We start from the raw sequence: 19,647 nt of genomic DNA on the forward strand, positions 1-19,647 counted from the left end.
AGTGTTTTCTCATCTAAGCTTTGCCTCAAGCAACAGGACGTCGACATGGATGCTGGCCGGCGGCGCCGCCACCATCGCCGCCCGCTTAGCCGGGTCGGCCTGCCAGGTCAAAGGCGTCATCTTCATGACGTCTTCAAATTGGTTGGGCGAGACCGGGAAATCATAGGTCAACGGCGTTTGGGTCGCGTCTGGATACGCCGCCAGAAACCGGTCGAGTACGGCCCGGTTGCTGTATGCCGCCTTGGCAGTGCCGGCATACAGCCCCTGCCGGAGCTCGCGCAAGTAACCCGCCGCCGGAATGACCTTGAACAGCCGCCCCTCAGGCCGCAGCACACGGTCGAATTCCTGATACGCCCCTGGCGAGAATAAATCGACCACCGCCGAAAAACTGCCGGGCAGAAACGGCAGACGAGCCAGATCCGCCACGCAGAACACCGCGCTGGTCGCAAGCCGGCCGGCCAGCGCAATGGCCGGCGCTGAGATATCAAACCCCACCGCCTGCGCGCCGCTTTCGGCCAGCCTGGAAGTTGGGGTGCCTTCCCCACAGCCGACGTCAAGCACCGTGTCTCCGGCGCCCAACTGGCTTTGAATCGCGGCCACAAACGGCGCGAAGAACCCGGCCTGAAGCACGCGCCGCCGCGCCTCGAGCATCGGTGTGTCGTACTCCGTTGCGCTGGGTTTGGCCAGAAAATTCACGGTCCCTTTTTTAGCCAAATCATAGCGGTGCCCATTTGCGCACACCAGGCTGGTCTGACTGAGCGTCAGCGCCTCACCGCAGACCGGACAGGCAAACACACCAAGCTTTGCCATCGCCTGCGCTTTTTCTTCGATTTTTCGCATCACGCATCCCTTTCCCGCGAACTCTCACAGTTTTATAGTACACTTAAGAAAAAGGTCTGCGGAGGTCATCATGCTTTCAGTCTACAAATTTGATGATACAAAAGGTGGCTTGAAGCCACAAGCCAAAATCGAACCAGGGGTCTGGATCAACGTCACCGACCCCAGCCAGGACGAGCTGACCACGCTGGAAAAGAAAACGCGGGTCCCTGAGGACTTCCTGCTTTACGGCTTAGACCCTGACGAGGGCGCACGTTACGAATACGACGAGGACGTCGATGTGCACCTGCTGATTTTTGACATGCCCGTGGCCACCTTGGACCCGAAAAAGCGCGTCACCTATAAAACTGTTCCGCTCGCGATCATCCTGACGCCCTCCGCCCTGATCACGATCGACACGCAGCACCAGCCGCTCTTAGCCTTGTTCGCCGAAAACAAAGTGACCGGCTTTGACCCGCGGCGCAAAACTCAGGCCGCACTGCTGATGATGTACCGGGCCACGGCCGCGTATCTCACCTACCTGCGCGATATCAACAAGGCCCGCGAAAGCCTTGAGGCCAAGCTGCAATCCAGCCTGCGCAACGAAGAACTTTACGGGCTCATGGGCATTCAGCGCGGCTTGGTCTATTTCATGATGAGTCTGCGGACCGACCGCAACGTGCTGCAGCAATTGGAACGCACCAATCCCTTGCGATTGGACGACGACGGCGCCGACCTGCTGGACGACATCCTCATTGAAAACCAGCAGGGCATCGAAATGGCTCAGATCTCCAATTCAATTATCAGCGAGACCACGGACACTTATTCCAATATCATCAACAACAACATGAACGGGGTCATGAAATTTCTGACGTCCTACTCGATCATCCTGACCATCCCCACGCTGGTCTTCTCCTTTTATGGGATGAATATGGATCTGCCTTGGGCCGGCATGCATATCTCATGGATCATCACAATCATCATCTCCCTGATCATCTCGGTGCTCATCGGCTTGCAGTTCTGGAAGAACCGATATTTTTGACAGCTGACCCTCGCCGCGGCGAGGGTATTCTTTTGCTCCTCAGCTGAATTGTTCGATACGTTACGAACAATAAAATGTTATTTACAGAAATAATTTGACATTTCCGAACACTTACCGTATATTAGCGCGTGGTGTGGCAAAGGTCACACGAGTTCTCGAGGCGTGAAAGGACGATAAGCATGGAAATTTTTGATTACGAAGACATTCAGCTGATCCCAAACAAATGCGTGGTGCGGTCCCGCAAGGAAGTGGACACTAGCGTTGAATTGGGCGGCCACACATTCAAACTACCAGTGGTGCCGGCCAACATGCAGACCATCATCGATGCGCCACTGGCGAAGTGGCTGGCTGCCAATGGGTACTTCTACGTCATGCACCGCTTCAACCCGGAAACGCGGGCGCAATTTGTCGCTGACATGCACGACGCCGGCCTCTTCGCGTCGATTTCCGTCGGTGTGAAAGACGAGGAGTTTTCCTTCATCAAAGAACTCGCCGGCGCGCAGCTGGTACCTGAGTACATCACCATTGACATCGCCCATGGCCACGCTGACATTGTGATGGACATGATCCGCCACATTAAAAAATATCTGCCGGACAGCTTCGTCATTGCCGGCAACGTCGGCACCCCACAAGGCGTCCGCGATTTGGAAAACGCCGGTGCAGACGCCACTAAAGTCGGTATCGGCCCGGGTAAGGTCTGCATCACCAAGCTCAAAACCGGCTTTGGGACCGGCGGCTGGCAACTGGCGGCCCTGCGGTGGTGCGCCAAAGCTGCGCGCAAGCCGATCATCACTGACGGTGGGATCCGCAACAACGGTGACATCGCCAAAAGCATTCGCTTCGGTGCCACCATGTGCATGATCGGCTCCCTGTTTGCCGGCCACAAGGAGACCCCAGGCAAGCACATCGTCAAGGACGGCAAGGAGTACCAGGAGTATTACGGCTCGGCTTCAGAGTATCAAAAAGGGGCTCACCACAACGTTGAAGGCAAGAAGATCCTCCTGCCGGTCAAAGGCTCGATCAAGGACACTTTGATTGAAATGCAAGAAGACCTGCAGTCGGCTGTTTCTTACGCCGGCGGCCGAGACATCGGCGCCTTAAAGGCGGTTGATTACGTCATCGTCAAAAATTCCATTTTCAACGGCGACCAATATTAATCAGCTCACCCAGCAGCCTGCCGGATTCGGCGGGCTGTTGCTGGCTGCATAGCTGTATCCGTTTTCTGGTATAATGACCGAGTACGCATTTACGAGGAGGCAATACATTGAAAGAAACAGTTTTACTTGGTGGTTACACCAAACACGAAGGCCAAGGCGTTTACCGGGCGACCTTCGATTCCGAAACTGGCCGGTTAAGCAAGGCTGAACCATACATCACCGGTATCGGCTCGCCCACCTACCTGGCCGTCTCCAAAGCCAACGCTGCCTACCTGGTCGACGCCGCGGACGGCAAAGGCGGGCTGGCCGCCTTTGACCTCAATCAAACGCCGCCGCAGCTGCTCAACACCGTCTTAGAGCCCGGGACTAGCCCGGCGCATGTGTCAATTGATGAAAAACGTCAGCTGGTCTTTGCGGCGAACTATCATGAAGGCCGCGTTAACGTTTATAAGATCAACGCCGACCGCACCTTGACCCCGACTGATGTTGCCCGCCACCACGGCCACGGTCCGCTGCCCGAGCAGGACGCCAGCCACGTGCACTTTGCGGCTTTGACGCCGGACGGGCGGCTGGCTGTGATCGACCTGGGCACTGACGAGGTCTACACCTACCCGGTCGACGACGCCGGCAAGCTCGGCACCCCAGCCATTTTGAAACTGGCCCCGGGCTTTGGCCCTCGTCACCTGGTCTTCCATCATGACAAGCCGATCGCCTATCTGCTGGGCGAACTGTCCAGCCAGATCAGCGTGCTGCAATACGATCCAGCCACAGGCGGGTTCACGCAGGGGCAAACTCAAAAGACCATCCCGGCCGACTGGACCAAGCACAACGGCGCTGCCGCGATCCGCATCAGCTCAGACTCCCGATTTATCTATGCGACTAACCGCGGGTACAACAGCGTTGTCGTTTACTCAGTCTCCGAGGACGGCCTCGAGCTCACCGAAGTGCAGCAAATTTCGACGGAAGGTGATTTCCCGCGCGATGCGAACCTCGACTTGACCGAAAACTACCTGCTGGCGGTCAACCAGAACACCAGCAACGCCACCCTGTACTCACGTGACAGCGGCTCTGGCAAACTGACGGCAGTCCAAAAGGACATCGTCGCCCCGGAATCAGTCAATGTCGTGTTTCTCAAAGCTTAAGTTCTTGCAGCGTGCCTAGAGGGTGCGCTGTTTTTATGCAGGCAATTCAGATTTTACCGAAATTTTGCCTTTTGCGCCTAGTCATCCTTGCCGAGTCCGGTATACTTGACCCATTGGCAACTTTGAGGAGGAAATTATGTTAGATATAGTCAAAGCCGTGATCATCGGTATTGTCGAAGGGCTGACCGAGTTCTTGCCGATCAGTTCGACCGGCCACATCGACCTGGTCGATCAACTGGTCAAAATCAATCAGAGTCCGGCCTTCATGGCGATGTTTGAGTACGTGATCCAGTTCGGTGCGATCCTGGCTGTCGTGCTGCTCTACTTCACCAAGCTCAACCCGTGGGCCCCAAGCAAGTACAAACCCGAGCGCCAGGCCACCTGGACCCTGTGGTTCAAGGTGATCGTCGCGGTCCTGCCGTCCGTGATCATTGGCCTGCCGCTGAACGACTTCATGGACGCTCATTTGCACAAGCCAATCGTGGTGGCATCGATGTTGATCCTGTACGGGATCTTGTTCATTGTCATTGAGAATTACTTCAAGGACCGCTCGCCCAAAATCACGACCCTGGCAGACATCAGCTTCCAAACCGCGCTGTTCATCGGCCTCTTCCAGGCGTTGTCCATTGTCCCTGGCACCAGCCGCTCCGGCGCGACCATTCTCGGCGCCATCATCTTGGGTACCAGTCGCTACGTCGCCACCGAGTTTTCCTTTTTCCTGGCGATTCCGACCATGGTGGGTGTGTCGATTTTAAAAATCGGCTCGTATCTTATGAAAGGCAACGTCTTCACCGGCGCGCAGTGGGCGATCCTGCTGACGGGCATGGTGGTGTCGTTCCTAGTCGCGATCGTGGCCATCAAGTGGCTGCTCAAGTTTGTTCAGACCCATGACTTCAAGCCGTTTGGCTGGTACCGCATCGCGCTCGGGCTCGTCGTTTTGTTAGTCTTATTCATCTAGGAGGTTCTCATGCTGTTAAAAGAAGCGTGTGTTGAAAACTTCACCGATATTCCGGCTGCTTTACGGGCCGGCGCTAATCGTATCGAGCTGAACGACAATCTCACCGCCGGCGGCACCACGGTGTCCCGCGGGGTCATGGCGGCGGCCATCTCGTACGTGCACGAGCACGATGCGCGGATTGTCTGCATGATTCGGCCACGCGGTGGCAATTTTGTTTACACCGACACTGAGCTGAAAATCATGGAAACCGACCTGTTCGCCGCACAAGAACTCGGCGCGGACGGTGTGGCCTTCGGTGCGTTGACCAACGCTAATTGGCTGGACGAAGACGCCATGGAAAATTTGATCGGCGCCGCTGGTGGCATGGAAGTAGTCATGCACATGGCGTTCGACGAAATTCCGGAAGCGCGCCAGCAGGAAGCCATTGACTGGCTCTCTGATCATGACGTCACCCGCATCCTGACGCACGGGGGCCCTTTGAGCGTGCCAATCACCCAAACCGTCCCGCACCTGCAGCAGTTGGTCAAAATGGCGACTGGCAAGCTCGAGATTTTGCCTGGCGGCGGCGTCACGGCAGCCAATGTGGACGAACTGACCGCCGCCATCGGCGTCAAGCAAGCTCACGGCACTAAGGTCGTCACGTTCAAGTAAGTGATCAAGCCTCGAGGTAATCCTCGAGGCTTTTTAGGAGGGCAACAGATGAATCCTGAGTTCACGACGATTGCGCTGCGCGTCGGCGGCATGTCGCGCCAGGCCTTGGCCGCGGCACTGACGGCCGCCCACATTGCGCGTGATGACGCGGCACGCACCCTGCTTCAAACCATGCCGGTTTACCCAGGAGAGCGGTCCTACCCGATTCGCCTTGGTTTGATGCACGCGAGCGACCTGGGGTTGGGGCAAGGTGCGACCCTGCCGCGCCTGACGCAGACGGCCCAGCACTACGGGTTGGGACTGGTGCCACTGGCTGCCGCGGTCTACTTGCGCTTACAGTGGCGCACGCAAGCACCCGGCCAGGTCTTTGTCGCCAGCCCTGCGCTCAGCAACTCAGGCCCACGCGGGTTTGTGCTGGTGAACACCGACTCGCGCCTGCAGCTGCACGGCTTCTATGCCGGCGATGACGAGCCGGTTGAGCCCAACACCACATTTGCCTTTGAATTAAGTATTTGAACACAAAACCGGCCGCCTGGCGAGTTCACTGCCAGGCGACCGGTTTTTTTGACGTTATTGCCGCTTCTCTGCGCCCATGACAAACGCTGCCACGCAGCCAAACCCGGTGTGACTGGCGATTGTCAGGCCAATATCGCCGACAGTGACATGAGCGGTTGGCGCCTTAGCCAGGATGTAATCCCGCACCTGATTGGCCGCGTCGTAATCGCCAGACGTGGCGATCAGGATCGGTTGCGCGGGATCGCTTGGCAGTGCAGCCAACATTTTGTCGCCTAAAGTGGCCAAAGAGCGCTTACGGGCTCGGACCTTGCCGTCAACGCGCAGCCGCCCCAGGGTGTCCACATCCATGATTGGCTTGATGTTGAGCAGTGTCCCCAGCGCTGCAGAGGTCCGCGACACCCGACCACCATGGTAAAGGTAATCCAGTGAATCAACTGTGAACCATTCCTGCAGGCGCAGCCGATTCGCTTCAAACCATGCCACCAGCTCCGCCAGACTTTTTCCTTCTTTTTGAAGCCTGATGGCCTCAAGCACCATGCGGCCCTCGCCCTGCGAAGCGGCAAGGGTGTCCACCAGCTCGATTTGCGCGTCCGGATACTGTTCCAGCACCATGGCCTTGGCCTCAGTGGCCGCCTCAAAAGAGCTGCTCAGTCCGCTGGAAAAGGCGATGTACGCGACCGGCGTGCCGGCCTTGGCGTAGGGGGTGAAGAAATCAACATACTCGCCGACGTTGATGGCGGAAGTAGAAGGCATGACCCCATTTTTGATCTTCTCAAAAAAATCTTTCAGCTCGTATGAGCCGCCCATGTCATCTGTCAGGTCCTGGCCTTCCACGTTGAAGTGAAAGGAAACAAAATCAACATTCGCGTCCTTTAAGGTTTGGCGCGGCAGGTCACAGGCCGAATCGGTCAACAGTTGATACATCATTTCCACATCCTCATTAATTTAGGGCTAGGCCCAACTCATTCTCCAAAGATAACATATCGTTCGGCAGCGGCGCCGTCAACTCAAGTGGCCTTTTTAAAATCGGGTGCCAAAAGTGCAGGTGTGCGCAGTGCAGCGCTTGCCGGTTCAGGCCGGCTGCCGGACCGCCGTACAGCGTATCGCCAAACAGCGGGTGGCCGATGGCAGCGAAGTGAACCCGAATCTGATGCGTGCGCCCAGTGTGCAGCTGTACCCGGACCAAGCTGGCCCGGCCGTTTTGCGCCAGCGTTTCAAATTCTGTCACCGAGCGCTTGCCTGCAGGGGTCACGGCCCGCTTCATGTAAAACTCTTGGCCCTGGCCGATTCGCAGCACCAGCCAGCCGTGCTGTGGCAATTTACCGGCACCGGCGACCAAGGCGAGATATTCTTTCTGCAGGTCATCGGTATGCAGCTGGGCGTCCAGCAGGCTGTGAATCAACCCGCTTTTGGCAAACAACATGAGCCCGCTGGTGTCGCGGTCAAGCCGCGTCACCACGTGAATGGCCACACTCTCAGCGTGGGTCTTGAGCAGGTACGCTTTGACGCGATTGGCCATGGTGTCCGGACTCTTGCCGACATCCGGAATCGAGGGCACACCGGCGGGCTTGTCGACCACCAGCAGGTACTCGTCTTCGTAAACAATCGCCAGCGGTGCAGTATACGGCACCACGGCATCGGCGGCCACCTCCGGCGCGGTTTGCAGGAAGACAACATCGCCCGGGCGCAAAGTAAAAGCGGTGTTTCGTTGTCGTTTGTTCACAAACACAAAACCGCCATGGAACTTCAACTGCTTCAGCTGCGCGAGCGAAAACCCCTGGCGGCGCAAAAAGGTCTGAAGGGACACGCGCGGTCCCTGATAGGTCCATTTAAAGCGCATCGGGCTTTTTCTCCCCGATGAACGCATCCTCGACCCGGTCCCAGAAGTGCATGTGCCGATAGCTGGCAAAGCGGATCTTCTCCGCAGCCACCTTAAACCGGATGGCGGTGATCATCGCCGGCTTAGCAGTGAATTGATCAATTGACATCACGTAATCCTGAAACGGCTCAGGCCGCAGTGAAACCCACTCGTCAGGCGCCAAGATCATCGGCGCCGCCAGCGTGCGAAAGACACGGTTATTGATCGACGCGATTTCCGTCATCTGCAGCGCCGCCAGCCGCGGGTGGATCACCGCACCGCCATTGGACTTGGAATACGCCGTCGAACCAGTGGGCGTTGCCACACACAGGCCGTCGCCGCGAAAACTCTCAAAGAAGTTTTCCTTCACGTAAACGTCCGTGCGCATCGTGCCACTGGTTCCTTTCAGCGTGGCTTCATTCAGCGCCAAAAAATGCGCAGTGGTCCCGTCTTCGTAGTCGACCAGCACGTCGAGCAACGGATAGCTGGTGCTTTCCCCTGAGTCCCGCTTCAAGGCGGCGATGAGGTCGTCTGTTTCGTAGTCGCGCCAGTCCGTGTAAAAGCCCAAGTGTCCAGTGTGGACCCCGATGAACCGCACCTGGTCCAACACATCGGCGTACCGGTGGAACGCCGAAAGCAGCGTCCCGTCCCCGCCAATCGTGATCACAACTTCAGGATGCGGCACGTCGACTTCAAAATTGTCCTGCTTAAGCCCGCGGATCAGCTTTTGCCGGGCCGCTTGAGAACTCGCGTTACTGTTTGCTTGGATCGCGATGCGCATCGTCATTCATCCCTTGCTTACTATCGCCAGGGCCCGGGTGATCAAGATCATCCAAGCGCCGCGGCATATTTTGCCCTTTACCGTAAGAAAACAGGCGCTGAGCTTCCTGAATTTCCTCACGGATCTCGGACATTTCGTTATCAAGCAGCGCCGAGGCCTTGGCCGCACGCTTCAAGCGTTCCTTCAAGGCGTCCGGAAACTCGCCTTGGTACTTGTAGTTCAGCGAGTGTTCGATCGTGGCCCAGAAGTTCATGGCCATCGTGCGGATCTGAATCTCGGCAAGCAGCTTCTTTTCGCCTTCCACCATTTGAACCGGATACTCAATGACCACGTGGTAACTGCGATATCCGGAGGGCTTGACGTTGGTTACGTAGTCGCGCTCCTCAACTACTTTCATGTCCGTGCGCTGGTGGATCAGATCGACCACTTCGTAAATGTCTTCGACGAACTGGCACTGGATCCTAAGCCCTGCAATGTCCTGCATGTCCTGTTCCAGCAGCGTATCGGAAATGTACCGGCGCGACTGCTTTTCAATGATCGAGTCAACCGGCTTGACCCGGCCGGTGACGATCTCGATTGGCGAATGGCGGCTTTCTTGCAGGAATTGGCTGCGCATTCCGCGAAATTTGATTTTGAGTTCCTTCACTGCCTGTTCGTATGGCATCAAAAACGTTTCCCAGTCGCGCTGCATGCTCAAGCCTCCACATCTGATTCTGCTTCATTTTACCATAAAAGCAGTGCGGGCCACCCCCCGGCCGGAAGAGTAGCTGTATACTATTAGCGAGGTGAATTGTATGAGTATCCAATCCGAGCAAGAGTTCAAAACCCTGATCACGGCTGATGAGGCCGCTGCCATGCAGGCCGCGCTGACTTTTGCCCCAGCATTCGGCCAGGCCAACACGTACTATGACACGGCTGATTTTCGCCTGCAAAAGGCATCGCTGGGACTGCGCATCCGGCTGTTCAACACCCGGGCAGAGGAAACCCTGAAGCTGCCCAAGGGGCCTGACCGCCTGCTGGAAGAAATGACCGACCCGCTTACGGTGAGCGAAGCGCGCCAGCTGATTCGTGCCAACAGCATCGCGACCCACGGCCAGATTCGCGAATACCTGGCCAGCCAGCAGATCGAGCCGGCCAGCCTGCAACAATTTGCAGCGGCGACCACCCGGCGACACCTGCTCGACATCCCGGCAGGCAAATTGACCCTGGACGAGACCCACTACCCAAACGGCAAGCGCGATTGGGAACTCGAGTTGGAATACCACGACGAGCCAGCCGCCAAGGCGTACTGGTCGCAGCTTGTGAGCGAGTTTAATATCCGCGTTCAGCCGGTTCAAAACAAGGTGCAGCGCGCCAATGCAAATGTGAATATTTCACAAGCTGATTAATTGTCTTTAATAAGATTTCTGGTAAGGTAAGGATAAACAACAGGCCCACTTAACTGTCCCAAAGGTTGTCAAAACCTTAACCGCTTGCTTATTAGCCTATACTGGAGGAAATGCATTGCTAGAACTTTTCTTGTTCATCAATCCCATTGGCACCCGCTGCCGCGAAGCGGAGCTGGTTGTTCAGCGGCTCGCCCAGGAACTGAAACAAAAAGTCAGCCTGCGCTTTGTCCCGCTGGTCAATTTCACCGTCATCGACCAGTACATGGCCGACGCGCACCTGGACCCGCACAACCTGCCACTGCGCAACCAGCTCTTCGACACCGCCTACCAGTTGGCGGTCGACTACAAAGCGGCGCAGTTTCAGGGCAATGAGAAAGCCCGCAAGTTGCTGATCATGGAGCAGAGTCACATGACGATTCCGGTTGCGCCGTACGACAAAGAAACGGCCTATGAGTGCCTTAAAGCTGTTGGTTTTGACCTGGCGGCGTTTGCCGAAGACCGCCGCCGCGAGGAAATGCACCACTGCCTGGCCTCAGATCAGGCCATCGCCGTGGAAATGGGCATCACCAAGCTGCCCGCCGTCGTCATCATGAACAGTGCCAGTCCCAATCCAGGACTGCGCCTAGGCAACTTAAAATCTTACGAACGCTTCAAATCATTGGTGCAAACCATCATCACGCAGCCGGATCTACAGCCCTCCAAGGACTTGTTCCACGTCTTGCAGTAATAACCAAACGGCCAGGCAGCAGCCTGGCCGTTTTTGTGTCTTCACCGCCGCACGGTATACGTATCGCACTAACCCTGCCTCGCCTGACCGAGGGCTTGCAACTTCTCGTCGATGGTCTGATACCATTGAGGGACCCGAAGCCACTGCCAGCCGGTCGCGGTTTCCTGAAGCAACCCGGCGTGGTTCAGCACCTCAAGCCACTGGCGCCTGATTGAGCTTTGCAACTGTCCTTCAGGCAGTTGCGGCGCCCGCACACTCGAATACTGCCTCCAAAAAGCGGCCTCGGCGGCTTTTTTAATCGGCTGAGCCTGAAAAGTCAGCAACCAAGCCGCCCGCATGGCCCACTCCGGCGCATCGAGCCCGGGCAGATGCCGCAGCTGCATGTGGATCAGCCAGGGCGCGCCGGCCAGATTGCGCCCCTGTGCGCTCGCCTGCGCTTGCAGCTTCATCACGGCAGGCGCGCGGTGCACCAAGGCCAGTTGAATCGCCTTGGCCCGACTGGCGAGTGGCTCAATGTATTCCCGGCGCCGCGTCTGAGGCGGCAGCCCTTGACGGTAATCGGTTTCAACAATGGCCGGGCCGATCAGTTGCAAGCGCGTCAGGACTTTGCTCTGGGGATTCAGCTGCCAAAGATGAAAACCGGCGTTCTTTGACCACTGCACGAACCGGGCCTGCTTGCCACCTGGCCAACGGGTGATGTATGCCGGACCGGCGATCCAGACGACTTCAAGCCCAAGTGACTGGTAGCCAGCCGTCCGTACTCGCAGACGTTCAGGGCTGATCCCACTGCACTGAAATTCGAGCACTCGGGACCGTCCGTGGTGCTCCCACACCACATCGGCGCGCTGCTGAATCTGCGGATAATAGGTCTCCAGTGCGACTTGGTCGCCCAGTTGCTCACCGAACTTGGCCAGCCACCATTTGCCGGCCAAGTGGGTTTCACTTTCCGGCTCACTTGACGCGTTGCAGGCGTTGTCCTTGTGTGCAAAATGCGCGATGAGCTGCGCCCCATTTTTGATCCGCAGCTCACCCTTGCAAGCCGGACAACGAAACGATTGACCGAAAAGCTGCCGCGCCTGGTCGTGGCTCCTCAGCGTCACCAGCTCGTCGGCCTGATTCAGTGCAACTAACATGGCCTCACCTCCAGTTAAAGATTACGCGGCGAGCCCTAATTGACCGCGTTCATGCCTAGAAAACGCATCCACGCGGCACGACTAATTGCGGTACAATCGAATCATCAAATACAACTGGGGGAGTGACATGATGAAATGGCTGGGCAAAATTGGTGGGGCGCTGCTGGCACTGGTGCTTTTAGCCTGGGGGCTGACTGCGGCGGCCCCTCAGCACGCACAAGCGGCCAAGACGCTGACCAGCAGCCGCACCCCCACTTTCTGGGTGCTTTCTGACGATCATTTCATTGCCCCGGCGCTTCACGACAACCGAACCGCTTTTCGGGAAATCCAGCAAAGCGCCGCCGGCAAGGACCTGAGGTATCAGCCCATCGCCATCCGCGCGTTGGTGCACGAGGCGCTGACCGCAAGGCCACGGCCGACCGCGGTCATTCTCACGGGCGATGTCACCCTGAACGGGGCCAAGGCCAGCGCCGAAAGCCTTGCAAAGCGCTTGGCTCCGCTTCAAAAGGCCGGCATTCACGTGCTGGCCATCCCCGGCAATCACGACATCTATGACGGCTGGGCCCGCAAGTATCAGGGCAAGCAGCAGCTGAAGGTGGAACAGATCAGCCCCACCGACTGGCGGAATATCTTCAGCGATGGATATCGCAATGAAACCAGCGAAGACGCTGATTCGCTCAGCTATACCATGAACTTAAATCGCGACTACCAGCTGATCATGCTCGATTCCAACATTTACACCATCCAGCCGAGCAACCGCAACCCGAACACCGGCGGCGAGCTAAAACCAGCCACCATGAGCTGGCTGCGCAGCCGACTGGCCGCTGGTCAAAAGGCTGGCCGCACCAGCCTGGTGTTCATGCACCACAACCTTTACTCACACAATGCGATGGTCAACCATGGCTACGTGCTGAATAACGCCTCCGCCCTGCGGAAACTGCTGACGACGTATCATGTCCCAGTCGTTTTCTCCGGCCATATCCACGCACAAGACATCAAAAGCGGCAGTCAGCCCGGTGAACCGGTCGAAATCGTCAATGGTGCATTCTCTATCTCCCCTGGGGGCTACGGGGTGGTTCAGCTCACCCCCACCAAGCTGACTTATGATCGCAAGGCAGTGAATGTGCTGCCAGTCCTGAGTGCGAAGCAGCGGCAAAACCCGGACCTAAGGCATTACCAGCCCTACCTGAAGCGGCTGTTCTTGCAAAATGGCGAGGCGCTCGCGCTGAACAGTCTGTACGGGAAAAAACTGAGTCCCCAAAAGCAAGCCGCCGGCGTCAAATTTCTCGGCCAGCTCAACTGGCGGTTCTTTACTGGCCAAGACGCGCTCTCAAACGCTCAGGCAGCTAAACTCCGCAAAACTCCCGGCTACCAGGTCGACAACCAATTACCGAGTCTGCACCGCTACATGCAATCGATCATGCAGGATAAGGATCGCAATGATCTGCATCAAGTCATTGCCACCAACTAAAAGACCAGCTGACGCCTATGCGTCAACTGGTTTTTTACTGCTGATCAAACTGGCTATTATACAGCGCGGCATAGGCGCCATTTTGCTTAAGCAGGCTCTCGTGGGTCCCGCGTTCAACCACCCGGCCGGCATCGATGACCAAAATCTGGTCCGCGTGGCGAATGGTTGACAGACGATGCGCGATGACAAAGCTGGTCTTGCCTTTCATCAAGCCAGTCATGGCGCGCTGAACGTCCGCCTCGGTGTTGGAGTCAATCGAGGCTGTGGCCTCATCCAGCACCAGCACTGGCGCCTCCGCAATAAAAGCGCGGGCGATGCTGAGCAGCTGCCGCTGGCCTTGCGAGATATTGTGCGCGTTTTCTGACAGAACCGTGTCATAGCCGTCTTTCAACTGGCGGATAAACCCGTCAGCATGGGCGCGCTGGGCTGCCAGCACCACGTCATCGTCGCTGGCAGACGCTCGCCCCAGCCGAATGTTTTCTCGAATCGACAGTTGGAACATGTACGGCTCCTGTTGCACCACGGTGATCAAGTGCCGCAAGTCGGCTCGCCGAATTGTCGTCACGTCGCGGCCGTCCAGCAGCACCCGGCCGGTCTGCAGCGGGTAAAGATTCGTCAGCAAATTCATGATGGTGGTCTTGCCCGCGCCGGTTGCCCCCACCAGCGCGATGGTCTGGCCAGGCTCGGCAACGAGATTAATGTCATGCAAAATCTGGCGGCCGGGTTCATAGGCAAAATCAATGTGCTCAAACTCAACGTGACCGGTGGTTGTTTTAACTGTGACGGCGCCTGGGAGATCTTGCTCGGGCTGCTCATCGATCACCTCAAAGACACGCTCAGCCGATGCCAGAGACAGCTGCAGGGTGTTGATCAAATTCAGGACATTGTTGATCGGCCCGGTGAAATTCCGCAGATAAATCAGAAAGGTGAAGATGATCCCAACCGTGATTGTGCTGCTGCCGGTGAGCATCGAAATCGCCCCTGCCGCAGTGATCGCCAGGTACGCCAGGTTGTTGGTCCCGTTGTTTACCGGCCCGATGAAGCTGGACACAGACTGCGCGATGAAAGCAGCATGTGTGTATCGCGCGTTGGTCTGATTAAACGTCGCCATCGTGTCTGCCTCGTGATCAAAGAGCTGAACCACCTGCTTACCCGAAACCGATTCCTCAATTTGCGTGTTTAACGCACCCAGCGCCTCCTGCTGCGTCATGAAAGCCTTTTGGGTGACCTTAGCCGCGGCGCGAGTGAATAGGTACGTCAGCCCTGAAGCAGCCAGCGCGATCAGCGTCAGCAGCGGCGACAGCACCAGCATCGCCGCCCCCATGCCAACAACGGAAACAATCCCCGTAAAAAGTTGGACAAAGGTTTGCATCATGGCGGTGTTGATGTTGTCCACATCGTTTGTCAGCCGCGACATCACATCCCCGTTGTCATGCGTGTCAAAGTAGCGCATCGGCAGGCGCTGCAGATTGCTGAAAATATCGCCCCGAATGTCCGCTGACGCCTTCTGGGCCACTTTCACCGTCACCGAATTCTGAAAATAGGTGAACACCGCTGAAAGCAGGTACATCACACCGAGCACCAAGCAAATGACATAAAGTAAATGCAGCTTGCTGGCCTTGAGAAACTGATCGACGACAATGCCGTTGACCCGGTTGCCAATAATGGTGGCTGCGGTGGTGAAAATGGTCAGCCCAAAAACAATCAGCAGCTTCCCGCGTGCAAAGCCAATGTAGCCTAGAATCCGCCGAGTCGTCTTCTTCCAGTCCGTGACTTGGACTTTTTCCTGGTGCAGGTTGTGTCTAGGACCGCGATTCATCACTTGCATCTGAGCGTCCTCCTCCCAGCTGAGTCTCAACCAATTGCGCGTAAAATGGCGAACTAGCCAGCAGCTCCTCGTGGGTGCCGCGAGCCGAAAGCCGTCCCTCCTGCATGACCAGGATCTGGTCGCACTGCAGCAAGTTGGCCACCCGCTGCGAGATGATCAGCGTGGTGCGGCCGCGCCGGTGCTGAACCAGACGCTGCTGAATCCTAGCGTTCGTGGTCTGGTCGACGGCACTGGTCGCATCGTCGAACACCAGAATATCGGGATCTGGCACGGCCGCGCGCGCAATGTTCAGCCGCTGCCGCTGGCCGCCGGAGAAGTTCTTCCCGCCCTGCTCAACCGGCGCATCATACCGCTTGGGCAGCGGATCGATGAACTCATCCGCGTCCGCCAGGTGCGCGCCGGCGGCCAGCTCAGCATCGGTGGCCACCTTGTCGCCAAAGGTCAGGTTGTGCCGCACCGTCCCAGAAAACAGCATGGCGTCTTGGGTGGCCACGGTCACCTTGTGATGCACCGCCGCCAAGTCGAGCTGCTGGGTGTCCACACCGCCGATCTTAATGGTGCCGGTATAATCATCAAACCCACGGGTCAGTAAATTGATCAAAGTTGACTTGCCAGAACCAGTGGTGCCGATAATGCCGAGCCACTGCCCACTTGGCACGGCGAAACTGATGTCATCCAGGATGGGCTTGCTTTGATCGTAGCCGAACGAGACGTGATCAAACGTCACACTTGAATCCTGCGGCGCGCCAGCAGCAGAACCAACCCGCACCTCACCAACTTGCTCGCTGAGGACCGCCTGAACACGCGTTGCCGACGTGATCGCCCGTGAAAAGGCGGTGATAATGTTCACCGTCATGACCATCGCGTTGGTGATTTGAATCATGTAATTGATGAAGGCAATGATTTGCCCATCCAGAATCACCCCACCGACGTCCAAGCTGCCGCCATACGCCAACGCGATCACGACCCCGAGATTGAGCAAAAATTGAATCACCGGCGCAAGCGGCACCGCCGCCATGGCAGCCCGCACGGAGCTGTTCAGCAAGGCGTTATTGGTCTCGCTAAACTGCGCCTGCTGGTGATCTTCGAGGACAAACGCTTTGATGGTTTTAGCCCCTTGCAAATTCTCCCGCATCACTCGGTTCATGTCATCAGTTTTGCCTTGCATGTCCGTGTAAAACGGCAGGCTGCGACGCATCACGAGCAGTGTGTAAACCAGCAGAACTGGCAGAATCACGAATAAAATCGGCGCCAGGCGTGGCGACACTAGCGTCGACATCACGACGCCGCCAAGCATCAGCATCGGCGCCCGCACCATCCCCCGCGTCATCATCATCACCAAATTCTGCATCTGGGTCACGTCGTTGGTGATGCGGGTAATCAAAGTTGCTGGGGGCAGCCCGCCAGCCGCGCGAGAATTTAAAGCGATGGTCAGCATTTTGGTGCGCAGGCTCTGCCCCATGTGCAGTGAGGCATAATTACCCAAAACGCCGGACCCGCCGCCGGCACAGATGCCAATCAACGCAAACATCAGCATTAAGGCCGCCGTTTTGATCACGAACTGCATATCGCCCTTGGCCAGTCCTGAGTCCACAATGTCCGCCATCATCGTCGGCTGCTGCAAGTCGCAGAAGACCTCAATCAGCATCACCAGCGGCGCGAGAAAAAAGGTCAGGCGCACCTTGCCATGCATATTTTGCATCAGGATTTTAAACACCTTGCCACCTCCACGAAAAAAGCGCCACTGAACCCAGGCCTAGTAAGGACTAAGGATCCGTGGCGCTGATTGAAATGTTCATAAGGTCAGTTTACTGCACATCGGTCGGCTGTCAAATATTTACGGCTATAAAAAACCGGCCATTTGAGGATGGCCGGTTCATCAAACCTGATGCCGCAAACAGGAGTCGAACCTGCACAGGGAAAACCCTACAGCGACCTGAACACTGCGCGTCTGCCAATTCCGCCATTGCGGCAGCACCAAGACACATTATAGCAAGCGTAGCAGGCTTTGCCAACTGTGATTCATTGCGCGACCCAAAAATCCCCGCTCAACTGAGCGGGGACGATTGAAAGTACCATTCAGAGGGGGCCAAATGGCACCTCGAATGCGATTAGAGCTGACCTTGTTCCTTTAACTCTTTGGTGTAGCGGGCCTCTTCCTCTTCGTTGCAGTAAACGTAGTGGCCAGGCTTGATCTCGACAAACTTCGGCTTGTCGGTTTCATAGTGGTGCATGCTTGGGTCGTAGACATACGACTTGCGGGTGCGGGCAATTTGCGGATCCGGCACCGGTACAGCCGAAAGCAGCGCTTCGGTGTACGGGTGAATCGGGTTCGTGAAGAGCTCTTCAGTGGGTGCCAGCTCCAAGATTCGGCCGGCGCGAATGACTGCGATCCGATCGGAAATGAACCGAACAACGGACAGGTCATGCGCGATGAACAGGTACGTGACACCTTGTTCACGCTGGAACTTCTTCAGCAGGTTCAGCACCTGCGCCCGAATCGAAACATCTAGCGCGGAAATTGGCTCGTCGGCCACCACGAGGTCCGGCTGCATGATCAGCGCACGGGCGATCCCGATGCGCTGACGCTGGCCACCAGAGAATTCGTGGGGATAACGATACAACTGCTCTGGCAGCAGTCCGACTTCTTCCAGCATTGTGCGGACCTTTTTGACGCGATCTTCCTCGGAATCGAACAGCCCATAGTTGTACAGGCCTTCCGAAATGATGTAGTCGACGGTCGCGCGGTCGTTCAACGAGGCAGACGGATCCTGAAAGATCATCTGAATCTTGCGCTCGATCGAATGCTTTTTCCGTTCGGAGATTTTGCCGTTGATCTGTTCGCCTTCAAAAGTAATGGTGCCTTTTTCGGTCGGGTTGATGCCCAGAATAGCGCGACCAATGGTGGTCTTGCCAGAACCGGACTCGCCAACCAGCGAGAAGGTCTCACCCTTGAAAATGTCAAAGTTGACATCCTGAACGGCGACAAACTTATCTTTACCTGAGCCAAAGGAGATCTGCAGATCCTTCAGGCTGACAATTGTTTCTCGATCATTCGCCATCTGCATCGTCCTCCTTCTTGTCGCTTAACGTAAGATCCAAGTTCTCCAAGTGAGACTCGGCCACCGTCGCCGCCATCCGTTCGTGCAGGTTTTGGATCAGTTCCGGCTTTTCCGTCTTCGGCGCCCGCGGGTCCAAGAGCCAGGTCTTGGCATAGTGAGTGTCGGAAACCTTGAAGAACGGCGGATCAGCCTTAAAATCGACCTTCATCGCCCACGGATCACGCGGCGCAAAGGCGTCACCGACAATGTCCTTGTACAGACTTGGCGGCGTGCCTGGAATTGAGTACAGCTGGCCGCCTTTTTGCGCCAACTGCGGCAGAGAAGAAAGCAGGCTCCAGGTGTACGGGTGACGCGGATCATAAAAGATCTCGTCGCAGGTCCCGTACTCGATGATGCGGCCGGAATACATGACGGCGATGCGATCGGCGATTGACGCCACCACCCCCAGGTCATGTGTGATGAAGATGGTCGTGAACCCATCTTCCTTTTGCAAAGACTTGATCAGGTCAAGAATCTGGGCCTGAATCGTGACATCCAGCGCAGTCGTTGGCTCGTCGCAAATCAGGATGTCAGGCCGACATGCCAGGGCAACGGCGATGACAATGCGCTGCCGCATCCCACCAGAATACTCAAATGGGTACTCATTGTAGCGCGCCGCCGCGTTCGGAATGCCGGTACGGTTCATCAACTCGATGGCGATCTGCTTGGCTTCCGCCTTGGACTTGCCCTGGTGCTTGACCACAACTTCTGCGATCTGAGATCCAATCGTCCGAATCGGGTCAAGCGAAGTCATGGGATCCTGGAAAATCGTGGCAATTTCATTACCGCGAATGCCTTCCCACTGCTTATCCTTGGTCAGCTTTTCCAGATGCTTGCCTTTGTACACGATCGTGCCACCGGCGATTTCACCATTTTCTTCCAGCATCCCGGTGAAACTCTTGGTCAACACTGACTTACCGGAACCGGACTCACCAACAATGGCCAGCACCTCGCCCTTGTACAGATCCATCGACACATGGTGGATCGCCTTGAGCGTTTTGCCGCGGACATGGAAGTGAACAGAGAGGTCGTCAATTTTTAGAATTGGTTCTTTTTCGTCACTCATTGTCACTCCCCC

19 protein-coding genes and 1 tRNA gene are annotated in these 19,647 nt (G+C 56.7%); 9 read left to right on the forward strand and 11 right to left on the reverse strand.

The genetic code is table 11. The features are described 5' to 3' along the window. Positions 1-9 precede the first annotated feature (9 nt). Positions 10-840 carry a methyltransferase domain-containing protein gene (locus EKM86_RS03030; RefSeq protein ID WP_125755043.1) on the reverse strand — a complete coding sequence of 277 codons (831 nt, stop codon included), beginning with the start codon at positions 838-840 and terminating at the stop codon, positions 10-12. A gap of 70 nt (positions 841-910) precedes the next feature. Here EKM86_RS03030 and EKM86_RS03035 point away from each other — a divergent pair, with 70 nt between their 5' ends. The 6 genes from EKM86_RS03035 (at position 911) to EKM86_RS03060 (ending at position 6,282) form a co-directional block, all read left to right on the forward strand. Next, the gene (locus EKM86_RS03035; RefSeq protein WP_125755044.1) at positions 911-1,858 is read left to right on the forward strand and encodes a magnesium transporter CorA family protein; all 948 of its coding nucleotides are present in this window, start codon (positions 911-913) and stop codon (positions 1,856-1,858) included. Positions 1,859-2,037: 179 nt separating this feature from the next. Then, complete coding sequence (locus tag EKM86_RS03040) at positions 2,038-3,015, forward strand: GMP reductase (protein WP_125755045.1); 978 nt, start codon at positions 2,038-2,040, stop codon at positions 3,013-3,015. 107 nt (positions 3,016-3,122) lie between these two features. Further along, positions 3,123-4,157, forward strand: a complete 1,035-nt coding sequence (locus EKM86_RS03045) for a lactonase family protein (RefSeq protein ID WP_125755046.1) — start codon at positions 3,123-3,125, stop codon at positions 4,155-4,157. 136 nt (positions 4,158-4,293) lie between these two features. Then, positions 4,294-5,115, forward strand: a complete 822-nt coding sequence (locus EKM86_RS03050) for an undecaprenyl-diphosphate phosphatase (protein ID WP_125755047.1) — start codon at positions 4,294-4,296, stop codon at positions 5,113-5,115. 12 nt (positions 5,116-5,127) lie between these two features. Next, positions 5,128-5,766 carry a copper homeostasis protein CutC gene (locus EKM86_RS03055; protein WP_164506144.1) on the forward strand — a complete coding sequence of 213 codons (639 nt, stop codon included), beginning with the start codon at positions 5,128-5,130 and terminating at the stop codon, positions 5,764-5,766. Positions 5,767-5,814: 48 nt separating this feature from the next. Continuing rightward, positions 5,815-6,282 carry a hypothetical protein gene (locus EKM86_RS03060; protein WP_125755049.1) on the forward strand — a complete coding sequence of 156 codons (468 nt, stop codon included), beginning with the start codon at positions 5,815-5,817 and terminating at the stop codon, positions 6,280-6,282. A 54-nt stretch (positions 6,283-6,336) separates the two neighbouring features. Here EKM86_RS03060 and EKM86_RS03065 read toward each other — a convergent pair whose 3' ends face one another. From EKM86_RS03065 to EKM86_RS03080, 4 genes are read right to left on the reverse strand one after another with little or no spacing between them, the layout of a single operon-like run. Continuing rightward, positions 6,337-7,206 (reverse strand): DegV family protein, encoded by an 870-nt coding sequence (locus tag EKM86_RS03065; RefSeq protein WP_125755078.1) that lies wholly within the window; start codon positions 7,204-7,206, stop codon positions 6,337-6,339. Between the two features lie 16 nt (positions 7,207-7,222). Next, on the reverse strand, positions 7,223-8,122 hold the full coding sequence (locus EKM86_RS03070; RefSeq protein ID WP_125755050.1) for an RluA family pseudouridine synthase: 900 nt from the start codon (positions 8,120-8,122) through the stop codon (positions 7,223-7,225). Then, on the reverse strand, positions 8,112-8,921 hold the full coding sequence (locus tag EKM86_RS03075) for an NAD kinase (RefSeq protein ID WP_125755079.1): 810 nt from the start codon (positions 8,919-8,921) through the stop codon (positions 8,112-8,114). The genes EKM86_RS03070 and EKM86_RS03075 overlap by 11 nt, the downstream gene beginning before the upstream one ends. Then, a complete protein-coding gene (locus tag EKM86_RS03080; protein ID WP_125755051.1) occupies positions 8,893-9,612 on the reverse strand; it encodes a GTP pyrophosphokinase in 720 nt (239 codons plus the stop codon). The genes EKM86_RS03075 and EKM86_RS03080 overlap by 29 nt, the downstream gene beginning before the upstream one ends. A 103-nt stretch (positions 9,613-9,715) precedes the next feature. On the opposite strand from EKM86_RS03080, the gene EKM86_RS03085 reads away from it, so the two are divergent. Together EKM86_RS03085 and EKM86_RS03090 are read left to right on the forward strand one after the other, a co-directional pair. Then, positions 9,716-10,309, forward strand: a complete 594-nt coding sequence (locus EKM86_RS03085) for a CYTH domain-containing protein (protein ID WP_125755052.1) — start codon at positions 9,716-9,718, stop codon at positions 10,307-10,309. 115 nt (positions 10,310-10,424) lie between these two features. Then, on the forward strand, positions 10,425-11,036 hold the full coding sequence (locus EKM86_RS03090) for a DsbA family protein (protein ID WP_125755053.1): 612 nt from the start codon (positions 10,425-10,427) through the stop codon (positions 11,034-11,036). A gap of 68 nt (positions 11,037-11,104) precedes the next feature. Here EKM86_RS03090 and EKM86_RS03095 read toward each other — a convergent pair whose 3' ends face one another. Continuing rightward, positions 11,105-12,169: a competence protein CoiA gene (locus EKM86_RS03095; RefSeq protein WP_125755054.1), complete on the reverse strand. Its 1,065-nt coding sequence runs from the start codon at positions 12,167-12,169 to the stop codon at positions 11,105-11,107. Between the two features lie 127 nt (positions 12,170-12,296). Between EKM86_RS03095 and EKM86_RS03100 the strand changes: the two genes are divergently transcribed. Then, positions 12,297-13,640, forward strand: a complete 1,344-nt coding sequence (locus tag EKM86_RS03100) for a metallophosphoesterase (protein ID WP_225419341.1) — start codon at positions 12,297-12,299, stop codon at positions 13,638-13,640. 34 nt (positions 13,641-13,674) lie between these two features. Here EKM86_RS03100 and EKM86_RS03105 read toward each other — a convergent pair whose 3' ends face one another. The 5 genes from EKM86_RS03105 to EKM86_RS03125 form a co-directional block, all read right to left on the reverse strand. Then, on the reverse strand, positions 13,675-15,468 hold the full coding sequence (locus EKM86_RS03105; protein ID WP_125755055.1) for an ABC transporter ATP-binding protein: 1,794 nt from the start codon (positions 15,466-15,468) through the stop codon (positions 13,675-13,677). After that, positions 15,443-17,185: an ABC transporter ATP-binding protein gene (locus tag EKM86_RS03110; RefSeq protein ID WP_125755056.1), complete on the reverse strand. Its 1,743-nt coding sequence runs from the start codon at positions 17,183-17,185 to the stop codon at positions 15,443-15,445. The genes EKM86_RS03105 and EKM86_RS03110 overlap by 26 nt, the downstream gene beginning before the upstream one ends. A gap of 172 nt (positions 17,186-17,357) precedes the next feature. Further along, positions 17,358-17,441, reverse strand: a tRNA-Leu gene (locus tag EKM86_RS03115). Positions 17,442-17,579: 138 nt separating this feature from the next. Beyond that, the gene (locus tag EKM86_RS03120; RefSeq protein ID WP_125755057.1) at positions 17,580-18,530 is read right to left on the reverse strand and encodes an ATP-binding cassette domain-containing protein; all 951 of its coding nucleotides are present in this window, start codon (positions 18,528-18,530) and stop codon (positions 17,580-17,582) included. Continuing rightward, positions 18,520-19,635: an ABC transporter ATP-binding protein gene (locus tag EKM86_RS03125; RefSeq protein WP_125755058.1), complete on the reverse strand. Its 1,116-nt coding sequence runs from the start codon at positions 19,633-19,635 to the stop codon at positions 18,520-18,522. Before EKM86_RS03125 ends, EKM86_RS03120 begins: the two co-directional genes overlap by 11 nt. Positions 19,636-19,647 lie beyond the last annotated feature (12 nt).

The sequence above is a fragment of the Lacticaseibacillus hegangensis genome, from assembly GCF_003946465.1.
Classification (GTDB): Bacteria; Bacillota; Bacilli; order Lactobacillales; family Lactobacillaceae; genus Lacticaseibacillus; species Lacticaseibacillus hegangensis.

Coding starts and splice junctions, on each gene's coding strand:
- EKM86_RS03060 (WP_125755049.1), top strand. CDS start 5,815: ATGAATCCTGAGTTCACGACGATTGCGCTGCGCGTCGGCGGCATGTCG.
- EKM86_RS03125 (WP_125755058.1), bottom strand. CDS start 19,635: ATGAGTGACGAAAAAGAACCAATTCTAAAAATTGACGACCTCTCTGTT.
- EKM86_RS03120 (WP_125755057.1), bottom strand. CDS start 18,530: ATGGCGAATGATCGAGAAACAATTGTCAGCCTGAAGGATCTGCAGATC.
- EKM86_RS03035 (WP_125755044.1), top strand. CDS start 911: ATGCTTTCAGTCTACAAATTTGATGATACAAAAGGTGGCTTGAAGCCA.
- EKM86_RS03050 (WP_125755047.1), top strand. CDS start 4,294: ATGTTAGATATAGTCAAAGCCGTGATCATCGGTATTGTCGAAGGGCTG.
- EKM86_RS03070 (WP_125755050.1), bottom strand. CDS start 8,122: ATGCGCTTTAAATGGACCTATCAGGGACCGCGCGTGTCCCTTCAGACC.
- EKM86_RS03100 (WP_225419341.1), top strand. CDS start 12,297: ATGATGAAATGGCTGGGCAAAATTGGTGGGGCGCTGCTGGCACTGGTG.
- EKM86_RS03105 (WP_125755055.1), bottom strand. CDS start 15,468: ATGCAAGTGATGAATCGCGGTCCTAGACACAACCTGCACCAGGAAAAA.
- EKM86_RS03075 (WP_125755079.1), bottom strand. CDS start 8,921: ATGCGCATCGCGATCCAAGCAAACAGTAACGCGAGTTCTCAAGCGGCC.
- EKM86_RS03040 (WP_125755045.1), top strand. CDS start 2,038: ATGGAAATTTTTGATTACGAAGACATTCAGCTGATCCCAAACAAATGC.
- EKM86_RS03065 (WP_125755078.1), bottom strand. CDS start 7,206: ATGTATCAACTGTTGACCGATTCGGCCTGTGACCTGCCGCGCCAAACC.
- EKM86_RS03085 (WP_125755052.1), top strand. CDS start 9,716: ATGAGTATCCAATCCGAGCAAGAGTTCAAAACCCTGATCACGGCTGAT.
- EKM86_RS03095 (WP_125755054.1), bottom strand. CDS start 12,169: ATGTTAGTTGCACTGAATCAGGCCGACGAGCTGGTGACGCTGAGGAGC.
- EKM86_RS03080 (WP_125755051.1), bottom strand. CDS start 9,612: ATGCAGCGCGACTGGGAAACGTTTTTGATGCCATACGAACAGGCAGTG.
- EKM86_RS03030 (WP_125755043.1), bottom strand. CDS start 840: ATGCGAAAAATCGAAGAAAAAGCGCAGGCGATGGCAAAGCTTGGTGTG.